Here is a 16758-nt window from a genome sequence, read left to right as displayed (position 1 = left end):
GGGTTTTTGCGAGGTTTGTGCGGTGTTCAGTTGCTGCTCGGCAGGCACCGGTGCAACAAAAAACCCCTCGTGCCGTGAGGCAAGCGAGGGGAGCGCGCCGGGTGCGGTCGCCGGGAGTTCCGGATCATCGATCCGGTGCCTTCCCAGCTCAGCCGACGCGCTTTCCAAGTACGAGAATTCGGGTGCGCATGGCACAGACCCTCCCCCCGGCACACAGTGCGTGTCAAGTGGGTGGGACGGGAGTCTCATCATGTGAGCGGAGGGCCGTACCGGTTCCGTACGAGGCCGAGGACACTCCGGCCACGTACGCACTCGTGCTCCCACCTGTGTAGACACCGCTGCTGCCGCCTCCCACGAAGATCGGTTCGACGGGGCCGTGGGGCACGGGGTAGGCGCCTGCCGCGAGGGCGCGGCGCAGTCGGTACTCGTCCAGCGGTGCGGAGAACGCGTTGCCCTGTCCGTGTGTGCAGCCCATCGAGCGCAGGGCGACGACCTGCTCGGGCAGGTCCACTCCGGCGGCCACGGTCTGCAGGCCCAGATCGTTCGCGATACGCAGCAGCCCGCTGGTGATCTTGTGGAGCCGGGCGGACTCGACGACGCCTTCCACCAGACCGCGGTCCAGTTTCAGTATGTCGACGGGGAGGCGGCGCAGTGCGGTGATCGTGGCGTAGCCGTTGCCGAAGCCGTCCAGGGCGATTCGGACGCCCAGCCGCCTGAGTGCGTTGAGGCGGCGCTCCAGCTCGTCGAGGGAGATCTTGGGATCGGTTTCGGCCAGTTCGATCACGAGGGCACCGGACGGCAGGCCGTGCCGGGTCAGCAGGGCCTCGACGGAGCCCAGCGGCATGGACCGGTCGAGGAGCCGACGGGCGGTCATCCGGACGGCGACGGGCACGGCGAGCCCCGTGGCGGCACGCTCGGCGGCCTGCTCGACGGCCTCCTCCAGCATCCAGCGGCCCAGCTCGGCGGTGCGGTCGCTGTCCTCGGCGACGCGCAGGAACTCGGCGGGGGTGAACAGCACGCCCTGGGCCGAGCGCCAGCGTGCCTGGGCCGCGACCGCCGTGATCCGGCCGGTGTCGAGGGAGACCACCGGCTGGTGCAGCAGCGCGAACTCGCCGTCGTGCAGGGCGGCCCGCAGCCGGGTGGCGAGCTGGGCCTTCCGTACGACGTCCTGCTGCATCTGTGGCGCGTACAGCTCGACGCGGCCCTTGCCCGCGGCCTTCGCGCGGTACATCGCGAGGTCCGCGTTGCGCAGGAGCTCGCCCGCACCGAGGCCGGGCTCGGAGAAGGCGACACCGATGGAGGCGGCGACCCGGACATCGTTGCCGTCGATGGTGTACGGCTGCGAGAGGGTCACGCGCAGCCGGTCGGCGAGTTCGAAGATCTGGTGCTCGCGCGCGGTGCGGTCGCGGCCGCCGTCACCGACGATCAGGGCCGCGAACTCGTCGCCACCGAGACGGGAGGCGGTGTCGCTCTGCCGGACGGCGTCCTGGAGCCTGCGGGCGGCCTGGACGAGCAGCTCGTCGCCGGCCTGGTGCCCGATGGTGTCGTTGACGGCCTTGAAGCCGTCGAGGTCGATGAAGAGAACCGCCGTGTTGCTGAGGGCGGCGCGGTCGGAGGACCGGCGGCCGGAAAGTGCCTGTCCGACGCGCTTGGTGAACAGGGCGCGGTTGGGCAGGTCGGTCAGCGGGTCGTGCTCGGCGTTGTGCTGCAACTGCGCCTGGAGCCGGACCCGTTCGGTGACGTCACGGCTGTTGAAGATGAGGCCGCCGTGGTGGCGGTTGACGGTCGACTCGACGTTGAGCCAGCCTCCCGTACCGCCGGACTTGAAGCGGCACTCGATGCGGGTGGTGGGTTCGTCGCCGGGGCTGGCGGCGAGGAAGCGGCGCACCTCGTGCACCACGCAGCCCAGGTCCTCCGGGTGGATCAGCGAGGCCAGTTCGGAGCCGACGAGTTCCTCTGCGGGCCGTCCGTAGACCCCGGCCGCGGCCGGGCTGACGTACCGGAGGATGCCGCTCGGAGCGGCGATCATGATGACGTCGCTGGAGCCCTGCACCAGGGAGCGGAAGTGGTTCTCCTTCTGGGCCAGTTCCTGGGTGAGGGTGATGTTGTCGATGAGCATGATGCCCTGGCGCACGACGAGGGCGAGCACGACCGTGCCGCCGGTGACGAGCACCACGCGGTCGACGCTGCGGCCGTTGAGCACGTTGTAGAGGATGCCCAGTGTGCAGACGGCGGCGGCCAGGTAGGGAGTGAGTGCCGCCAGTGAACTGCTGATGGGCCGGCTGGCCGGATACCGACTGTGACCTCCTTCCTGGAGGGGCACGTGTGCCGGTTGTCCCTGTTGGGGCCTGGGCACGTAGCCGTACACCACGCGCGTGTGCCCCTCTTCTTCCGTGTGTCCGTGTCGTTGCCCCACCCAGGGGGCGTACGCGAGCAGTAGTGATCCGGCGAACCAGCCCGCGTCGAGCAGTTGCCCGGAGCGGTAGTCGTTGTGCATCAGGGGTGAGGTGAACAGGGCGTCGCACATGACCGTCAGGGCCAGGGCGCCGATCGCGGTGTTCACCGCGGAGCGGTTCACCGCCGAGCGCCTGAAGTGCAGTGCGAGCACCATGCTCACCAGGGCGATGTCCAGCAGCGGATACGCGAGCGACAGCGCGGTGTGCGGGACGCTCGGCCCCTCCGCCTTCGCCGCCTGGGCGAGCGCGAGGCTCCAGGAGAGCGTGAGCAGCGAGCCGCCGATCAGCCAGGCGTCCAGGCTCAGACAGACCCAGCCGGCCTTGCTCACCGGCCGTTTGGCGAGGACGAGCAGTCCCACGATGGCCGGTGGCGCGAAGCACAGGAAGAACACGTCGGCGTAGCTCGGGCTGGGCACCGGGGCTTGCAGTACGACCTCGTACCAGCCCCAGACGAAGTTGCCCGCCGCCGCCATGGCGGAGGAGAGCGCGAAGAGCAGCCATGCGGGTCGAAAGCGGCTGCGACGGGTGCGGGCGCAGAGGAAGCAGGAGACGGCCGCGGTGGCGGCCGCCGCGCTGAGCCCGAAGTCGCCCATGATCAGGGCGAGTCGGGGTGAGCCCCAGCCGAGCGCGGAACCGACGGCGTATCCCGCGCACACCAGGGCCAGCACGAGTTGCGGTACGACACCCACTCCGCCCCCGGGGACCGGACGGCGGGCCGGCAGTGCCGCCGGGGAGCTCACTGTGTCTCTCCGGACCGTGCCGCCCCCGAGTCCCTCTGGTCCCGGCGTGCCGGATGTGCGTGCCTCCTGCGGCCGCCGGGCCTTCGGTGCTGATGGCCGCCGTGACCGCGTCTGTGCGTCGGTACGCGCCAGGGTCGCCGTCGGCGGCCCCGCCGCGTCGGATCGTTGGTCCATAGACCGTGCATCGCCCGTCGCCCCCCTCGCTGTTGCTGTCTCTCGCTCCCCGGCGCCGAACGTGCGCGGCGCAGCCCCTGTCGGGACGATACACCAGTCTCGTCACTCAGGGACATAGTCTCTCTACGCTCCGTGACGACCAGCGGGAATGCGGCCACGGCCCGCATTCGGAGGACTGCGGAGGGTGCCCGTCGGGGTGCCCGCCCGGGCGCGGCCGAGGGTGGAGGAGGACTAGGAGCCCGTCGTAAGGACCACGTTCCGCAGCGGCTCCCGGTTCACAAACCGGTTCAACTGGTCACTCAGGAGCCGCTTGGCGCGCGGGAAGAACGCGGAGGTCGGGCCGCCCACGTGGGGGCTGATGAGGACGCCCGGCGCATGCCACAAGGGGTGCCCCGGGGGCAGCGGTTCGGGATCGGTGACATCGAGGGCGGCCCTGATGCGGCCGCTCTCCAGCTCGGCGAGGAGTGCCTTGGTGTCGACGACTCCGCCGCGGGAGACGTTCACGAGCAGGGCGCCGTCCTTCATCCGGGCCAGGAAGTCGGCCCCGGCCAGGCCTTTCGTCTGCTCGGTGAGGGGCGTGATGAGGACCACCACATCGGCCTCCGGGAGTAGTTCGGGCAAGGCGGTGATCGGATGCACGGGACCGCGCGCCGTCTCACGTGCGGAGCGCGCGACGCGCGCCACCCGCGCGAGCTCGAAGGGAACGAGCCGGTCCTCGATGGCCGAACCGACCGCTCCGTAGCCGACGATCAGTACGGACCTGTCCGCGAGCGCGGGACGGAATCCGGACCGCCACTCCTCGCTGTCCTGCCCACGCACGAAGTCGGGGATGCCTCGCAGCGAGGAGAGGATCAGGGTGAGGGTGAGTTCGGCGGTGCTCGCGTCGTGCACCCCGCGCGCGTTGCACAACTTCACGCCCTCGGGGAGCAGTTGCAGGCCCGGCTGTACGTGGTCGATACCGGCGGACAGGGTCTGCACGACCTGGACGGACGTCATTTCGGCCAGCGGCCGTACCGAGATGTCGCTGCTCTTCATGTAGGGCACGACATAGAAGGCGCAGTCGGCGGGATCGGCGGGAAAGTCCCGCTCACCGTTCCAGTAGCGGTAGTCGGGGCCGCCGGGAAGGCCGTCGAGGTCGTCTGCGTGAAAGGGAAGCCACACTTCGTACGTCATGGTCAGGAGGCTATGCGAAGCACCTGGGGACGCAGAGGTTAGTTTGGGGTGCCAGGAAAGGGAGGGCACGGCCAGGTGGAGCGCAGGACGATCGGGGCGGCGGCGCTCGAGGTGGGGGCTGTCGGCCTCGGGTGCATGCCGATGAGCTGGGCGTACTCGGGTTCGCGGCAGCGGGGCGACGAGTCGCTGCGGACCGTGCACACGGCCCTCGACCGGGGCGCGACGCTCCTGGACACCGCCGACATGTACGGACCGTTCACCAACGAGCTGCTGGTGGGACGGGCACTGAGGGAACGGCGTTCCGAGGCCTTCGTGTCGACCAAGGTCGGCCTCCTGGTGGGCGAACAGCACATCGTGGCCAACGGCCGCCCCGGCTATGTGAAGCGGGCGTGCGACGCCTCGCTGCGCCGCCTCCAGACGGACGTCATCGACCTGTACCAACTGCACCGCGCCGACCCGGAGGTGCCGGTCGAGGAGACATGGGGCGCGATGGCGGACCTCGTCTCGGCCGGCAAGGTGCGGGCGCTCGGGCTGTGCGCGGTGGGCGCGCGTGCCCACCGCCGTTCGGGAGCGAGCCTGCATGACGGAACGATTCGGCAGCTGGAGCGGGTGCAGCAGGTCTTCCCGGTGAGCACGGTGGAGGCCGAGCTGTCGGTGTGGTCGCCGGAGGCGCTGGAGGGTCTGCTGCCGTGGTGCGAGGCGCGCGGCGTCGGCTTCCTGGCGGCGATGCCGCTCGGCAACGGCTTCCTGACCGGGACGCTCACCCCCGGCGAGGGTTTCGAACCCGACGACGTACGGGCCCGGCATCCCCGCTTCACCGCCGAGATGATGGCCGCGAACCAGCCGATAGTCGCCGGTCTGCGGCGGATAGCCGCCCGGCACTCGGCGCGGGGAGCGGACGTCACTCCCGCGCAGGTGGCGCTCGCGTGGGTGCTCGCGCGAGGGCGGCACGTGGTGCCGGTGCCGGGGACCAAGCGGGAGTGCTGGGCCGCGGAGAACGCGGGGGCGGCCGGACTGCGGCTGACGACGGAGGATCTCGCGGAGGTGGCGGGTTTGCCTTCGGCACGGGGATCCTGGGACTGAGAGGGTCCCGCCCGGCACCGATCGGGGCACTTGGGACCCAATGGCACGGTTCGCGCGGCCCGGCGTTTCGGAGTTCGTCGCTTCGGGGTTCGGTGATCGGGAACCCATGAGGCGCGAGCGGTGTATGAAAAGTAGAACCTGCCGCGTCGAAGGGATCCAGATCGTGCAACGTCGAGCTGTGACGGCCATGTTGGCCGCGGCCACGCTCCTGGTGACGGCCGGGTGCTCCTCGGGGGACGGGGAGGAGTCGGGCGGCGGCAGAAGCACGCCTCCGGGCAGCTCGGAGTCCGGTGCCTCGGCCCCGGCCTCCGGGCAGGCCGCCGAGGAGACCCCGCCCGCCAAGGGCTCCGTGAAGGTCGTGCGGACCGTCACCGAGGGTCTGAAGAGCCCCTGGGGCCTGGCGCCACTGCCCGAGGGCGGCCTTCTGGTGTCCTCGCGGGACGAGGGGACGATCACCCGGGTCGACGAGAAGACCGGCAGGAAGACCGAGCTGGGCTCAGTGCCCGGAGTCGCCCCCGCCGGCGAGGGCGGCCTGATGGGCCTGGCCGTCTCTCCTTCGTACGCGTCGGACCACATGATCTACGCGTACTTCACCTCGGACTCGGACAACCGCATCGTGCGCATGCTGTACGACGCGAAGAAGCCGGCCGGCGAGCAGCTGGGCGCGCCCGACACGGTGTTCCGGGGCATCCCGAAGGGCACCAACCACAACGGCGGCCGGATCGCCTTCGGCCCGGACAAGATGCTGTACGTGGGCACGGGCGAGACCTACGTGACCGAGCTGGCCCAGGACAAGAAGTCGACCGGCGGCAAGATCCTGCGGCTGACCCCGGAGGGCGAACCGGCCCCGGGCAATCCCTTCAACTCGCCGGTCTACTCGTACGGCCACCGCAATGTGCAGGGCCTCGCCTGGGACTCCAAGCAGCGGATGTTCGCCTCCGAGTTCGGCCAGGACACCTGGGACGAGCTGAACCACATCAAGCCGGGCGACAACTACGGCTGGCCGGAGGCGGAGGGCCAGTCCGACGACTCCAAGTACCACAACCCGATCGACCAGTGGAGCACCGACGAGGCCTCCCCCAGCGGCATCGCCTACGCGGAGGGCTCGATCTGGATGGCGGGGCTGCGCGGCAAGCGGCTGTGGCGCATCCCGCTCAACGGCACGGAGGAGTCGGCGGACCCCCAGGCCTTCCTGGAGGGCGACTACGGCCGCCTGCGCACGGTGGTCTCGGCGGGCGGCAACAAGCTGTGGCTCATGACGAGCGAGACGGACGGCCGGGGGACCCCGGAGTCGGGGGACGACAGGATTCTGGAGCTGGAGGTCACATAGGACACCCGAAGCAGGGGCAGCTATTCGGGAGCTTCCGCGGGGGCGGGGGCTGGGTCCGGAGCCGTGGCCTGGTCCCGAGTCGGGGGCGGAGTGGCACCCGGGTCCGACTCCGCCTCGGGCCCGGGCTCGTCCCCGGGCTGCGTCGGCAGGCGGACGACCACCTTGCCGGACGCGAGGTCTATCGGGCCTCGTCCGGGGTCCCCGTCGTTCAGGTCGACGCGGGTCAGTTCCAGCCGCTTGCGTTCCTCGTCGGTGTGCTTGCGGCCTGGTGCGAAGAGCTCCTCGATCATGTTGAACACGGTGCCTCCCTCGACCCGGGGTCTCTTACAGCGTAGACCTCACGGCGTGGATCCCACTGGGCGGATCTGTCCACGCCGATCTGTCCGCGTGGATCTCACCCGGCCGTCCGGGCGCCGGCCTGGTGCGGCGGGAAGAGCCGCAGCCGGTGTGCGAGCGCGGCCGCCTCGCCGCGGCCCGAGACGTTGAGCTTGGCGAGGATGTTGGAGACGTGGACGCTGGCCGTCTTCGGGGAGATGAAGAGTTCCTCGGCGATCTGGCGGTTGCTGCGACCGGCGGCGACCAGTCGGAGGACGTCGCGCTCGCGGCTGGTCAGACCGAGTGCCTCGACCGGATCGGCGGGAGCGGAGGCGGACCGCTCGGAGGCGCGGGCGAGGGTGAGGCGGGCGCGCTGGGCGAGCAGGGCGACGGCGTCGGCGAGCGGGTGCGCGCCGAGGTGGTCGGCCACGGCGCGGGCCAGCCGCAGCAGTTCCGTGGCGCGATCCCGCTCCTCCTCGCCGCCTCCGGAGGCCAGCAGGGACTCCGCGAGCCGGTGCCGCACCCGGGCGAGGTCGTACGGGCGCTCAAGCGGCTCGAAGGCGGTGACGGCCTCGGACCACTCGTCCAGGGCGTCCCGGCCCTCGGCGCGCAGCAGTTCGGCGCGCACCCAGTGCTCGTGGGCCTGCCAGACGGGCACGTTCGTGGTGAGGGACTTGGCGGCCTTGCGCAGGCGTTCCAGGACATCGGCGCGGCCGTGTTCGGCGACGGGCAGTCCGCGGGCGTCGGCCTCCGCGGTCGCGGCGGCGAGCAGCAGGGGCCAGGCGTAGCGCTGGGTGCCCGGCGGGAAGCCGGTGTTCAGAGCCTCGTCCAGTTCGGCACGGGCGTCGAGGAGCCGGCCCTCGGCGGCGGCGATGCCGATCGCGAGGGTGGTCAGCGGCAGCGCGTGCTGGGGCACGGTGTCGTGGGTGCCGAAGTGCTCGCGGGCGGCGGCCAGTTGGCGGCCCGCCTCGGGCAGGTCGCCCCGGGCGCGGGCGAGATGGGCGTGGAGGGTGGTGCGGAAGCCGCGGGGCTTGGCGCTCTGGCCGACGCGGTCCGAGTTGAAGCCTGCCGCACCGGCCTCGTCCCAGCGGCCAAGTGAGAAGAGGGACTCGGCGAGATTGCCCCACACCCAGGCCTCGGTGTCCAACAGGCCCAGTCCGCGGGCCAGTTCGACCCCTTCCTCAAGGATCGGGACGGCGTCCCGGGAGCGGCCTATGCCCTCCAGATGGGAGGGCAGGTTCACATGGGCGCGGCCCACCACATAGGCGGCACCGACCTTCCCCGCCCGCTCCTTGACCTCGTGCACCTCGGCGAGCCCCGCCTCGATGTCGCCCGACTCGACGAGGAGGCCGCCCAGAGTGAGCCGCGCGTTCAGCTCGATGTCGCGGGCGCCCACCATCCGGGCGTACTCCACGGCGCGCTCGGCGGCCTGGAGGGCTTCCGGTCCCGGCCTGTGCGTCATCGACCAGTTGGCGACGTTGGCGAGGACGTCGGCGTGCACCTCGGACGGCGGCAGCCCCCGGACCAGTTCCTGGGCGGTGGCGAGTTCCTTCCACCCGTCACCGCGGGCGACCGCCTCGATGAGCCGGGAGCGCTGGATCCAGAACCAGGCCGCGCGCAGCGGATCGCCCTCGTCCCCCAGGAGGTGCAGGGCCCGCTTGGTGATCTTCAGGGCGCGCTCGCGCTCCCCGCAGAACCGGCCCGCGACGGCGGCCTCGGCCATCAGGTCGAGGTAGCGCAGCGGCGTGGTGGCGGGGTCGCAGCCGCACGGGGGATAGACCTCGGTGTAGTCGACGGGCCGCAGTTCGGCGCGTACGGACTCGGGGGCCGTGTCCCAGAGCTCCATCGCCCGTTCCAGGAGCCGCAGTTGCTCCGAGTAGGCGTGCCGGCGGCGGGCCGCGACTGAGGCGTCGAGGACGGCGGGGAGGGCCTTGGCCGCGTCGTGCGCGTGGTACCAGTGGCTGGCCAGGCGGGCGGCGCGCTCGTCGGCCGGGACGAGCGTGGGATCGGCTTCCAGCGCTTCCGCGTACCGGCGGTTGAGGCGGGAGCGCTCGCCGGGGAGCAGGTCGTCGCCGACGGCCTCGCGCACCAGGGAGTGGCGGAAGCGGTAGCCGTCCCCGTCGGGCGTCGCGAGCAGGATGTTGGCGCCGACGGCGGCCCGTAGCGCCTCGATGAGGTCGTCCTCGGAGAGCCGGGCCACGGCGGCGAGCAGCCGGTACTCCACGGTGGAGCCGCCCTCGGCGACGATCCGGGCGACCCGCTGGGACTCCTCGGGCAGGCTCTCGACGCGGACGAGGAGCAGATCGCGCAAGGAGTCGGTGAGGCCGGTGCGGCAGCCGTCGTGGGCGGCCACGGCCAGTTCCTCGACGAAGAACGCGTTGCCGTCGGAGCGCGTGAAGATCTCGTCGACCCGGGTCGGGTCGGGTTCGGAGGCGATGATTCCGGCGATCTGGCAGCCGACCTCCGCCCGGCTGAAACGGCCGAGCTCGATACGGCGGACAGTGCGCAGCCGGTCGAGTTCGGCGAGCAGTGGGCGCAGCGGGTGGCGGCGGTGGATGTCGTCGGCGCGGTAGGTGGCGACGACGACGAGGCGGCCGCTGCGGAGCGTACGGAAGAGGTAGGCGAGGAGGTGGCGGGTCGAGGCGTCGGCCCAGTGCAGGTCCTCCAGGAGGACGACGACCTGGCGGTCGGCGGCGACGCGCTCCAGCAGCCGGACGGTGAGTTCGAAGAGGCGGGCCATGCCGTCCTCGTCGTGCCGCCCGCGCGAGGTGTCGCCCAGCTCGGGCAGCAGCCGGGCCAGTTCCTCCTCCTGCCCCGCGGCCGCGGCGGCCAGTTCGTCGGGCAGGTGGCGGCGAAGCGCGCGCAGCGCGGTGGAGAAGGGCGCGAAGGGCAGGCCGTCGGCGCCGATCTCGACGCAGCCGCCGAGCGCCACGACGGCCCCCTCGCGACAGGCCGCGGCGGCGAACTCCTCGATGAGCCGGGTCTTTCCGACGCCGGCCTCACCGCCGAGCAGCAACGCCTGCGGCTCGCCCGCGGCGGCACGGGCGAGCGCGTCGTTCAGCACGCCCAGTTCGTCGGCCCTGCCGACGAAGACCGGACTGACGGACCTGGTCTCCACAACGCCGAGCATCGCACAGCGCTCTGACACAACGGCACTGGTTATCGAGGGCAGGCCCGCCACTTCGGACGTGCCGAGGACCTCAATCCTGCCCCGGGCCCCAGTCCTGCCCAAGGCCTCAATCCTGCCCAAGGCCCCAGTCCTGTCCGGTGTCTCGGACCTGCCCACGTCCGCGAGCCCACCGACGACCTCGGGCCTGCCCACGGCTGCGGCCCCGCCCACAGTCTCGGACCGGCCGACGGCGACGAGCCTGCCCACGGCCTCGGACCGGCCCGCCGCTCCGAACCTGCCCGCGTTCTCTGGCCCGTCCAAAGCCTCGGGCTCATCCACGACCTCGGAGGTGCCCACGACCTCGGACCTCTCAGCGGCCGCAGGCCCGTCCACCGTTCCGGCCCCGCCCACGCTCTCGGGCCTGCCCACGGTCCCGGCCCCACGCACCGCGTCAAGCCCGTTCAAGACCTCGGGCCCGGCCGCGGCTGCGGACGGGCCCGAGGGCTCGGAGGAGGTGTTCACGGCCGGGAGGGCGGTCACGGTGGTGCCGTCCCGGTGAGGGCGGCCGACCCCCGTACGGCCACCCTCACCCGCTCCGGCGCTCACGCGACGCGTGCGGACCGGGACCTGCGGTGGTGGCGGCTATGCACCCGCCCCTCGCTTTCGTCGTGGCCGGATCGCGCGGCCTCGCGCCTGGCGGCACGGCGGCCGCGGACGGCCTCGCGGGCCAGTCGGTAGTTGTCGGCCTCGCGGATCATCTCCGCGGTGCGGATCTGCTGGAGCTCGTACTCGAACATCTCGTACCCCTCGTGAAGTGTCGTTTCCGGCTTCGCTCTGTTGCGATGCCTCAACCTTCGTCTCCAAGGGGGGTGCGCCACATCGGGAGAGTTCCGCATCTTGAACGCAGGAAGGGCCTTAGTTCCGCCGTAAGTGGCTTACGGCGGAACTAAGGCCCCTCAGACGTGCGGTTCGTCAGCTCGGGGACGGCATGTCGAGCAGGATGTTCGAGTACTTGAGCACGGCCAGCAGCAGGCCGATGACACCGAGCGTGACACCCGCCCAAGCGACCGACTTGACCCACGGGGCCTGGGCCGGGATCCGGTCGGGGTTGCCGAACGCGGGCCGGGCCAGCACCACGACGCCGACGATCAGCGCGGTCAGCGCGAAGAGCCCGGCGACCAGCGCGTTGGCGTTCCAGGAGTCGGAGTAGACCTGCTTGATCTGCTCGGCCACACCGGCGCTCTGCGCGGTCTCCAGCTGGCCGAACAGCCCGTCGCGCGCCTGCGCGATGGTGCCGACCCAGCTGCCGGTGAGCGAGACGACGCCCAGTCCGGCGGACACGACGGCGGCGGCACCCAGGCCCACGCCGGAACCGCGCTCGGCCGCGACCACGGCCTCGTCGTCCTCGTCCTCGCCGATGACCTCGGAGTCGTCCTGGTCGTCAGCCGCCTCGGCGGCCCCGGCCTCCTCGACCTCCCCGATCGCGGCCGGCTGGTCGCCCTTGCTGAGCTCCACGGCCTCCTCGTCGCGCTTTACCTCGGTGCCGGTCTTGGCTCCGGCTTCGTCCTCTGTCTTGGTTCCCATGCTCCGCACCGTACGGACGCTGTCTGAGAATTTCTTTAAGATCCCAAGATCCTCACGCGCCGGGCGGCCTTCCGCCCTACTCGGCACCCGTACGCCATCGCCCCGACGGCCGACGTCATCGCCGGGAGGCCACCGGTACGGACGTCACTTCCAGGCACGCGCGCGTGCGGCACGCCACTCGGGCGCGAGCACCGACCACACTTCCAGGTTCTGGCGTACGCCCCGGTAGGGGAAGCTCTCCCTGAGCACCCCGTCGCGGTTCATGCCCAGCCGCCGCGCCACGTTGACGCTCGGTTCGTTGGCGGACGACGCCTGCCACTCCACGCGGTGGATGCCCCGCTCCTCGACCGCCCAGTCGATGATGATCCGCATGGCGCGCGTGACAAGGCCGCGTCCCACGCCGGACGGCTCCAGCCAGCAGCCGACCTCGCAGGTGCCCCGCTCGGCGTCGAAGTGGAGGAAGAGCACACCGCCGACCAGCTTCCCCTCCAGCCACAGCCCGTGCAGGCCGCCGGTGTCGGTGGCGCGCTTGTCGGCGTACGCCTGGAGGAGTTCCCTCGCGGAGTCGACGTCGACGGCCTTGGTCCCGAAGGGGATGTGCTGTCCGATGAACTCGCGCCCCCGGTCGAGATGCGCCAGGAACTCCTGCGCGTGCCACGGCTCCAGGGGCCGCAGTTCGGCGCCGTCGTCACCCAGGGATATCGCGTACATCCTGCTGTTGCTCCTTCACGAGAACCTCCACGAGCGCGTCCTCGCGCGCCCTCGGGATCCTCGCACGGCCCTCGGCGTCGACGGTACGGATTTCCGGCGGCTCGATGCTGATGCGCGGCAGGCGCCGGTCGAGCCAGCTCGGCAGCCACCAGTTGGCGCCGCCCAGCATGTGCATCAGGGCCGGCACCAGGAGCGTACGCAGCACGAAGGCGTCGAGGGCGACGGCCGCGGCGAGCGCTATGCCGAACATCGCGATGACGCGGTCGCCGCTGAGCACGAAGGCCAGGAAGACCGAGATCATGATCACGGCGGCGGAGTTGATCACCCGGCCGGTCTCGGCTAGGCCCACGCGGACGGCCCGCCGGTTGTCTCCGGTCTCCAGCCACTCCTCGTACATCCTGCTGACCAGGAACACCTGGTAGTCCATGGAGAGCCCGAAGAGTACGGAGACCATGATCACGGGCAGGAAGGGTTCGATCGGGCCCGCGCGGCCGAGGCCGAGGAGTTCGCTGCCCCAGCCCCACTGGAAGATCGCGACGACGACTCCGAAGGAGGCGGTGACGGCCGCGATGTTCATCGCGGCGGCCTTCAGGGGGATGCCGATGGAGCGGAAGGCGAGCAGCAGCAGGACGCAGCCGAGGCCGATGACGACGCCCACGAAGAGGGGCAGTTTGCCGACGATGACATCGGCGAAGTCGTCGTACGAAGCGGTCATGCCGCCGACCTGGAGGTCGAGCGTGGTCCCGGTCTCGGCCCGCGGCAGTACGTCGTCGCGCAGCCGGTCGACGAGGTCGCTGGTCCGCTCGGACTGCGGCGAGGACGTCGGTACGACACTGAGGTAGGCGGTGTCACCGGCGTTGTTGTACGTCACCGGGGTCGCCGCCTTGACGCCCTCGGTCGCCCTGAGCGTGGCGTCGAGGTTGTCGAGGGCTACCCGGTCCTGGGCCCCGCCGACGTGGGTGACGAGGGTCAGCGGCCCGTTCAGTCCGGGTCCGAAGCCGTCCGCGAGCAGGTCGTACGCCTGTCGTGTGGTGGCCGTCTCCGGGTTGTTGCCCTGGTCGGAGGTGCCCAGGTGCAGGGAGAAGGTCGGGATCGCGAGCAGGGCCATGACGGCCAGGGCGACGCCGCCGAGGAGCTTGGGGTGCTTCTCGACGAAGGCGGACCAGCGGGCGGCGAGCCCGGTGGGGATCTCCGGCTGGGGGCCGTGCTCCTCCAGGCGGCGGCGCTCTCGGCGGCTGAGGGCGCGCGTGCCGATGAAGGAGAGCAGCGCGGGCAGCAGGGTCACGGAGGCCGCGACGGTGAGGACCACGGTGAGGGACGCGGCGATCGCAACGCCGTTGAGGAAGCCGAGCCGCAGTATCAGCATGCCGAGCAGGGCGATACAGACGGTGGCGCCCGCGAAGACGACCGCGCGCCCGGTGGTGGCCACCGCGTTCCGTGCCGCCTCCTCGACGGAGAGTCCGCGTTTCAGGCCGCGTCGGTGTCTGGTGACTATGAACAGCGCGTAGTCGATGCCGACGCCGAGCCCGATCAGCATGCCGAGCATCGGCGCGAAGTCGGCCACGGTCATCGCGTGCCCGAGGAGCGCGATCCCGGCGTACGCCGTGCCCACGCTGACCAGGGCTGTGGCGATGGGCAGCAGCGAGGCGGCAAGGGAGCCGAAGGCGAGGAAGAGGACCACGGCGGCGACGATCACGCCGACGACCTCGGCGATGTGGCCGCCCGACGACTCGGTGAGGGCGACGGCCTGGCCGCCCAGCTCCACCTGGAGTCCGTCCGTCGCGGCGGCCTTCGCGGTGTCGACGACGGCCGTCGCCTCGCCCTGGTCGATGTCCTCGGCCGGGTCGTCGAAGGTCACGGTGGCGTAGGCCGTACGTCCGTCGCCGCTGATCTGGCCCGCGCCGTGTCCCTTGTACGGGCTGTCGACCGCGGCCACTCCGGGCAGGCGGGCGATCTCGTCGAGGGTGTGGCTCATGGTCTGCTCGACGTCCGCGGCACGGACCGTGCCGGAGGTGGTGTGCCAGACAACGGTGTCGCTGTCACCGCCGAGACCGGGGAAACCGTCCTGGAGGAGCTGACTGGCGCGGCCCGATTCGGTGCCCGGCGCCTCGTAGTCGTTCGAGTACGCGGTTCCGGTGACGGCAGCGGCGGCGGTGATCCCGCCGAAGGCGAGGAGCCAGAGCAGTACGGCGACGAGGCGGTGCTGGACACACCAACGTGCTAGAGCTGCCACGGACGAGCTCCCCTGGGTGTTTTGTGGATCTTTATCGGGAACTGCCCGCAAAGAACGCATGACCAATTCGTTATCACTCTTGCAGCCAAGAGTGATCGTTGGCCTCATTCGTGGGTTTACTCACAGGAATGCGAGGCAGTTCACACGACAATCCAATGAACTCTGTCGCCCCGCACGGCGTCCGCGGGCACGCCAATGGGGGGTACACCGTTCCCGATGCACCCCCCGATTGACCTACACGCGGTAGGAGCGAGCGGCCTCAGCCACTTGTACGCACAAGACCTCGGCGGCGTTCAGCTCGCCCCCTCGGCGAGGAGAAGAGCCGGGGCTCAGCCCTCGACGCCCAGCTTCTCCAGGATGAGCTCCTTGACGCGGGCCGCGTCGGCCTGCCCCCGCGTGGCCTTCATGACCGCGCCCACAAGGGCGCCGACGGCGGCGACCTTGCCGCCACGGATCTTGTCCGCGATGGCCGCGTTGCCGGCGATGGCCTCCTCGACGGCCGTCGTCAGGGCGCCCTCGTCGGAGACGACCTTCAGACCGCGCTTCTCGACGACCTCGTCCGGGGTGCCCTCGCCCTTGAGGACGCCCTCGATGACCTGGCGGGCCAGCTTGTCGTTCAGGGAGCCCTCGTTGACCAGGGCGGTCACCCGGGCGACCTGCTCGGGCGTGATGGCCAGCGCGTCCAGCGACACACCCGACTCGTTGGCCGTGCGCGACAGTTCGCCCATCCACCGCTTACGGGCGGAGGCCGCGTCGGCGCCCGCCGCGATGGTGGCGACGATCGGGTCGATGGCACCGGCGTTGAGGATCGACTGCATGTCGTGGGCGGTGATGCCCCACTCCTCGCGCAGCCGGTTGCGGCGGGCCAGCGGCTGCTCGGGCAGGCCCGCTCGCAGCTCCTCGACCCACTCGCGGGACGGGGCGACCGGCACGAGGTCCGGCTCGGGGAAGTAGCGGTAGTCCTCCGCCTCCTCCTTCACGCGGCCCGAGGTCGTGGACCCGGTGTCCTCGTGGAAGTGGCGGGTCTCCTGGATGATCGTTCCGCCGGAGTTCAGCACCGCGGCGTGCCGCTGGATCTCGAAGCGGGCCGCACGCTCCACGGAACGCAGCGAGTTGACGTTCTTGGTCTCGCTCCGGGTGCCGAACTTCTCGCGGCCGTGCGGGCGCAGCGACAGGTTCACGTCGCAGCGCATCTGGCCCTGCTCCATGCGGGCTTCGGAGACACCGAGCGCCTTGATGAGCTCGCGCAGCTCGGCGACGTACGCCTTGGCGACCTCGGGAGCTCGCTCGCCGGCGCCCTCGATCGGCTTGGTGACGATCTCGATGAGCGGGATACCGGCGCGGTTGTAGTCGAGCAGCGAGTGCGAGGCGCCGTGGATACGGCCGGTCGCGCCGCCGACGTGCAGCGACTTGCCGGTGTCCTCCTCCATGTGGGCGCGCTCGATCTCCACGCGGAAGACCTCGCCGTCCTCCAGCTGGACGTCCAGATAGCCGTTGAAGGCGATCGGCTCGTCGTACTGGGAGGTCTGGAAGTTCTTCGGCATGTCCGGATAGAAGTAGTTCTTCCGGGCGAAGCGGCACCACTCGGCGATCTCGCAGTGCAGCGCGAGGCCGATCTTGATCGCGGACTCGACACCGACCGCGTTGACGACCGGCAGCGCGCCCGGCATGCCCAGACAGGTCGGGCAGGCCTGCGAGTTGGGCTCGGCGCCCAGCTCGGTGGAGCAGCCGCAGAACATCTTGGTCTTGGTGCCGAGTTCGACATGGACTTCGAGGCCCATGACGGGGTCGTACGACGCCAGCGCGTCCTCGTACGACACCAGGTCAGTCGTGACAGTCACGGTGAAACT

Annotated in this window: 12 protein-coding genes; 3 read left to right on the top strand and 9 right to left on the bottom strand. The window is 71.0% G+C overall.

Features of this window, described 5'->3' with window-relative positions; all coding sequences use genetic code 11:
* Nucleotides 1-223: 223 nt before the first annotated feature.
* Both ACH4YP_RS35510 and ACH4YP_RS35505 read right to left on the bottom strand, forming a co-directional pair.
* Nucleotides 224-3196, bottom strand: a complete 2973-nt coding sequence (locus ACH4YP_RS35510; RefSeq protein WP_398494996.1) for a putative bifunctional diguanylate cyclase/phosphodiesterase — start codon at nt 3194-3196, stop codon at nt 224-226.
* Nucleotides 3197-3601: 405 nt separating this feature from the next.
* On the bottom strand, nt 3602-4543 hold the full coding sequence (locus tag ACH4YP_RS35505) for a 2-hydroxyacid dehydrogenase (RefSeq protein WP_361070688.1): 942 nt from the start codon (nt 4541-4543) through the stop codon (nt 3602-3604).
* Nucleotides 4544-4618: 75 nt separating this feature from the next.
* Between ACH4YP_RS35505 and ACH4YP_RS35500 the strand changes: the two genes are divergently transcribed.
* Entirely contained in the window at nt 4619-5626 is a 1008-nt protein-coding gene (locus ACH4YP_RS35500) for an aldo/keto reductase (RefSeq protein WP_361070691.1), read from the top strand.
* A 187-nt stretch (nt 5627-5813) separates the two neighbouring features.
* Nucleotides 5814-6956 (top strand): PQQ-dependent sugar dehydrogenase, encoded by a 1143-nt coding sequence (locus ACH4YP_RS35495; RefSeq protein ID WP_398495158.1) that lies wholly within the window; start codon nt 5814-5816, stop codon nt 6954-6956.
* Nucleotides 6957-6976: 20 nt separating this feature from the next.
* Here ACH4YP_RS35495 and ACH4YP_RS35490 read toward each other — a convergent pair whose 3' ends face one another.
* Nucleotides 6977-7246 carry a DUF6191 domain-containing protein gene (locus tag ACH4YP_RS35490; protein ID WP_398495156.1) on the bottom strand — a complete coding sequence of 90 codons (270 nt, stop codon included), beginning with the start codon at nt 7244-7246 and terminating at the stop codon, nt 6977-6979.
* Nucleotides 7247-7350: 104 nt separating this feature from the next.
* Nucleotides 7351-10401, bottom strand: coding sequence for an AAA family ATPase (locus ACH4YP_RS35485; RefSeq protein ID WP_398494993.1), 3051 nt, complete (start codon nt 10399-10401; stop codon nt 7351-7353).
* A gap of 328 nt (nt 10402-10729) precedes the next feature.
* Between ACH4YP_RS35485 and ACH4YP_RS35480 the strand changes: the two genes are divergently transcribed.
* A complete protein-coding gene (locus ACH4YP_RS35480) occupies nt 10730-10939 on the top strand; it encodes a hypothetical protein (protein ID WP_398494991.1) in 210 nt (69 codons plus the stop codon).
* Nucleotides 10940-10982: 43 nt separating this feature from the next.
* Here the strand turns inward: ACH4YP_RS35480 and ACH4YP_RS35475 are convergent, their stop codons facing one another.
* The 5 genes from ACH4YP_RS35475 to gatB form a co-directional block, all read right to left on the bottom strand.
* The gene (locus tag ACH4YP_RS35475) at nt 10983-11177 is read right to left on the bottom strand and encodes a hypothetical protein (protein ID WP_361070706.1); all 195 of its coding nucleotides are present in this window, start codon (nt 11175-11177) and stop codon (nt 10983-10985) included.
* Between the two features lie 175 nt (nt 11178-11352).
* Nucleotides 11353-11964 (bottom strand): hypothetical protein, encoded by a 612-nt coding sequence (locus ACH4YP_RS35470; protein WP_361069073.1) that lies wholly within the window; start codon nt 11962-11964, stop codon nt 11353-11355.
* 144 nt (nt 11965-12108) lie between these two features.
* A complete protein-coding gene (locus ACH4YP_RS35465; RefSeq protein ID WP_361069076.1) occupies nt 12109-12675 on the bottom strand; it encodes a GNAT family protein in 567 nt (188 codons plus the stop codon).
* Nucleotides 12653-14908: an MMPL family transporter gene (locus tag ACH4YP_RS35460; protein ID WP_361069079.1), complete on the bottom strand. Its 2256-nt coding sequence runs from the start codon at nt 14906-14908 to the stop codon at nt 12653-12655. Before ACH4YP_RS35460 ends, ACH4YP_RS35465 begins: the two co-directional genes overlap by 23 nt.
* A 329-nt stretch (nt 14909-15237) precedes the next feature.
* Nucleotides 15238-16749 carry an Asp-tRNA(Asn)/Glu-tRNA(Gln) amidotransferase subunit GatB gene (gene gatB, locus ACH4YP_RS35455; protein ID WP_361069083.1) on the bottom strand — a complete coding sequence of 504 codons (1512 nt, stop codon included), beginning with the start codon at nt 16747-16749 and terminating at the stop codon, nt 15238-15240.
* Nucleotides 16750-16758 lie beyond the last annotated feature (9 nt).

The sequence above is a fragment of the Streptomyces sp. NPDC020747 genome (assembly GCF_044334695.1).
In the GTDB taxonomy this organism is placed as follows: Bacteria; Actinomycetota; Actinomycetes; order Streptomycetales; family Streptomycetaceae; genus Streptomyces.
The sequence above is the reverse complement of the archived record's forward strand: the minus strand, read 5'-3'. Positions and strand labels throughout refer to the sequence as shown.